At 65.7% G+C, this 1,730-nt stretch carries 1 protein-coding gene; it reads right to left on the bottom strand.

What is annotated here, in order from left to right:
- Positions 1–13: 13 nt before the first annotated feature.
- Entirely contained in the window at positions 14–1,540 is a 1,527-nt protein-coding gene (locus QMK24_RS41190; RefSeq protein WP_283472039.1) for an IS4 family transposase, read from the bottom strand.
- Positions 1,541–1,730 lie beyond the last annotated feature (190 nt).

Below are 1,730 nucleotides of genomic sequence, written 5' to 3'. Positions count from 1 at the left end.
CAATGCCGGTGAGTTAAGCCGTTTCCGCAGGTGAGGGCCGCTGTCTGGTGACGTTGATCGTGTAGTGGACGTTACTGGGGGTGCGGGGCCGGTCTCGGCGCTTGATCGCGAACTTGTTCTTGGGTGGCTTCTTCACCCGGTCGCAGCGCCGGTCCCGTCGACTGGGCAGGAGATCATCGAGAAGGTCGGCAGCGACTGTTTCCAGGGCCCAGCGCAGTCGGTTGGTGGTGGCGGCGGCTTGCCGGGGAACGCCGAGACGAACGAGCTGGACGGTGACGGTGAAGGAGATCCGGTCGGAGTCGATCCCGGCCTCGGAGGCGACCTCGCATTCCAGCGCGCACAGGGCGTGGTAGACGACCAGAAGGGCGTAGACCTCCTGGCAGACGAGGTCGGGTGACTTCGAGCGCAGAGTGAAGCCCGCACCGCGTAGGCGGTTCTTCAATTCCGCGAAACTGATTTCGATCTCCCACCTCTGGTGATAGACCATGGCGAGCTGTTGGGCCGGGGCTTGGCGGTGATCCAGCAGGCTGGTGACCAGCCGAAAGCTCTCGCGGCTGATCGCACCGTCCGCGCTCCGCACGCGCACGCTGTAGTCAACGATCCGGACCAGATGTCCCTGGGGCATTTCGGTGGTCGGGTGTCCTGTCGCGCGGGCCGCACCCAGTCGGCGGGTCTCGGCCGGGGTCGGCATGACCGACAGATAGGAGCCGTCCGGGAGCACACGCAGCGGAGTGAAGAACTGTCCTGCCTTGACCCGCCAGATCAGTTGGGCCCCGGTCGCCCGGACGTCGGCCCACAGCTCGTATCCGACGAAGTATCGATCGGCCAATAGCAACATGTCCGGCGCGAGACTCGCCAGCAGGGCACGGCCGAGGGTGAACTCGCTGGAGTGCTCCACGCCCTCGAACGCCGCGTCGATGAGTCCGTGAGTTCCACACTCGGTCACCGTCATCAGCCTGACCTGGGGGTTCCCGCAGGTGTTGGTGGACGGATTGGTATATCCGAAGGCCGTGGCGTTGGCTTCGGTCTCGGGCACATCCAAGCTGGTGCCGTCCCAGGCGACCAGGCGCAGTCCGAAGGCGTAGGCCCCCGCGGTGTCGGGGCCGGCCAGCGGACCACAGGTCCGCTCGAACAGCACGCGCAACGGCTTTTCGCCCAGTCTTTGACGGGCCCGGGTCAGCGCCGAGCTCGTGGGAAGCCGCTGGAGCCGGAGCCCGGGCAGATGCCTCAACGTCTCGGTGAGGGTGCGTAACACCGCGCGGTATCCAGGCTGACCAGCGCTTTCCGCGCTGCCGAACAGACACAGAGCCAGCACGAAATAGACCACCGCCCGAGCGGGCAACAGCCGTCGGCGCAGCTCGATCCTGCCGGTACGTTCCAACACCTCGTCGACGAGCTGTGGTGTGATCCAACGAGTCAGCACTCCAAGACGGACCTGTTCCCCGAACCGCTCCTCCATCGGGATGCCGGTCGGGCGCCTGGAGTTGAGCGTGGTGGCCCTGGCGGGCGGGATGGGCGCGGTGGCAGACTGGGCACCCAACGGGGCCTCCATCAGACAGTCGGATCTTGGTCGATCTTCTGTCCTACCGGGGGCTCCGTTGCTGTGTCCGCCCGTCGTCCAAACCCTCACCAGACCGCAACGGGCTACCCAACGTCACCATGGAAGAAACCATCGAAACCCATGCGCTCAGGCGTCTGACCAGCAGCGTTGCACTAACTCACCGGCATTG

The organism is Streptomyces sp. PH10-H1 (assembly GCF_030063355.1).
GTDB lineage: Bacteria > Actinomycetota > Actinomycetes > Streptomycetales > Streptomycetaceae > Actinacidiphila.
This window is presented reverse-complemented; position numbering and strand designations above follow the sequence as displayed.